Source organism: Nocardia sp. NPDC059228 (assembly GCF_042754245.1).
GTDB lineage: Bacteria > Actinomycetota > Actinomycetes > Mycobacteriales > Mycobacteriaceae > Nocardia.
In genome coordinates this window covers 1-1,499 of record NZ_JBHZAL010000104.1, presented here as the reverse complement: position 1 = coordinate 1,499, position 1,499 = coordinate 1, and the positions used below count along the sequence as shown (strand labels likewise).

Here is a 1,499-nt window from a genome sequence, read left to right as displayed (position 1 = left end):
GCGTTGAAGGCCGCCCGGTAGTCGCCGCTCTCCGCGTGGTCGCCGTGCTCCTTGTGCGCCGCGGAGCGGGCGTCCTGTACGGCCGGAGCGTGACACTCCGTGACTGACGGCGTGGCGGAGTGGGGCGCCGCGACGGCCGCGGGCCGGGGCCTTTCGGAGGTTCCGCTCACGGCTCGCTCCCGCAGTGCAGTGGTGTCGTACAGGGGTGTGATTCGCGATGATCGGCGCAGGAAAGTCTGCCGATCATAGAGGCAGGCCGGTCGGCCGTTCCAGCTCTCCGGCGGTGAACCGGGGCGTACGGGGTCGACGCACGATCGACGCACGATCGTTTCTGCGCGCCTGTGGCGCGACCTGTCTTAGCCCTGATCGATTGTGACTATCCGTGATCCGCCGGGAGTGTCGGTCCACTCACCCAACTGGGCCAGCGGAACAGGGCGTATCACAGCAAAAGGACAGAAAGTGAGTGAGCTGTCCCGCATTCCGCAGCCGGAGGTCCACGTGGAGCGTCGCCTGACACCCGGGGGAGTGGACCGGCCGCGCCTGCGCAGTACGGCCGCGGCCTTCACCTCCCTCGTCGCGGTCGCCGCCACCTCACTGGTGGCCGGCCCCGCCGTCGCCGACCCCGCAGGACCCTGCGCCCTCCCGCGTACCACCGCGCACCACTCGCTCGGCCTCGACACCTGGAACGCCTCCTATCCACGCCCGGCCAGGACCCTCGACGCGGTCATGGTCTTCCTGTCCTTCCCGGACGCGGCCCCGCGCATCGAGCCCGCCGATCTGGTGGCCGACCACTTCCCGGCGACCAGCAGATTCTTCGAGCGGGCCTCGTACGGGAAGTTCGCGCTGCACCCGCACCCCCGGCTCCAGTGGATCGACATGCCGCGCGCGTCCACCGACTACGCCATAAAGCGCGACTGGGAGCCGGCGATGCGCACGGCGTATCTGCGGGACGCGCTGGCGGTCGCCGATCCGGTGATCGACTTCTCGCGGTACGACGTCGTCTATCTGGTCGCGGACCCGGACGCGCCCGGCGTGGATTCCGACGCGACGAAAGTGGTCAACTTCGATCACCCGCTGACCGCGGACGGCACGGACATCAAACGTGTGGTCACCGTCTTCGAGCGGCACCCGCCGGACCGCAACGTGCTCGCCCACGAGACCGGGCACGTCTTCGACCTGCCCGACCTCTACCACCGGCCCACCGACGGCAAGGGCGACTGGGACACCCATGTCGGCGACTGGGATGTGATGGGCAGTCAATTCGGACTGTCGCCGGACCTGTTCGGCTGGCACAAGTGGAAACTGGGCTGGCTCGGCGGGCGGCAGGTGAGCTGTGTGAAGCCCATCGGCAGCAGCATGCTCACCCTGGAACCGCTGGACGCCGCGCCCCCGGCCGGAGCGAGCGCCGGGACCCGGCTCGCGGTGGTCAGGTCGGGAGTGCACTCGGCCCTGGCGATCGAGGCACGCTGATCGACCGGCTACGACGCCACCACCTGCAC

The 1,499-nt window shown here is 69.6% G+C and carries 1 protein-coding gene; it reads left to right on the top strand.

Going from position 1 to position 1,499, the window contains the following annotated elements; genetic code table 11:
* Nucleotides 1-459 precede the first annotated feature (459 nt).
* A complete protein-coding gene (locus tag ACFXKA_RS42730) occupies nucleotides 460-1,470 on the top strand; it encodes a M6 family metalloprotease domain-containing protein (RefSeq protein WP_379431865.1) in 1,011 nt (336 codons plus the stop codon).
* Nucleotides 1,471-1,499 lie beyond the last annotated feature (29 nt).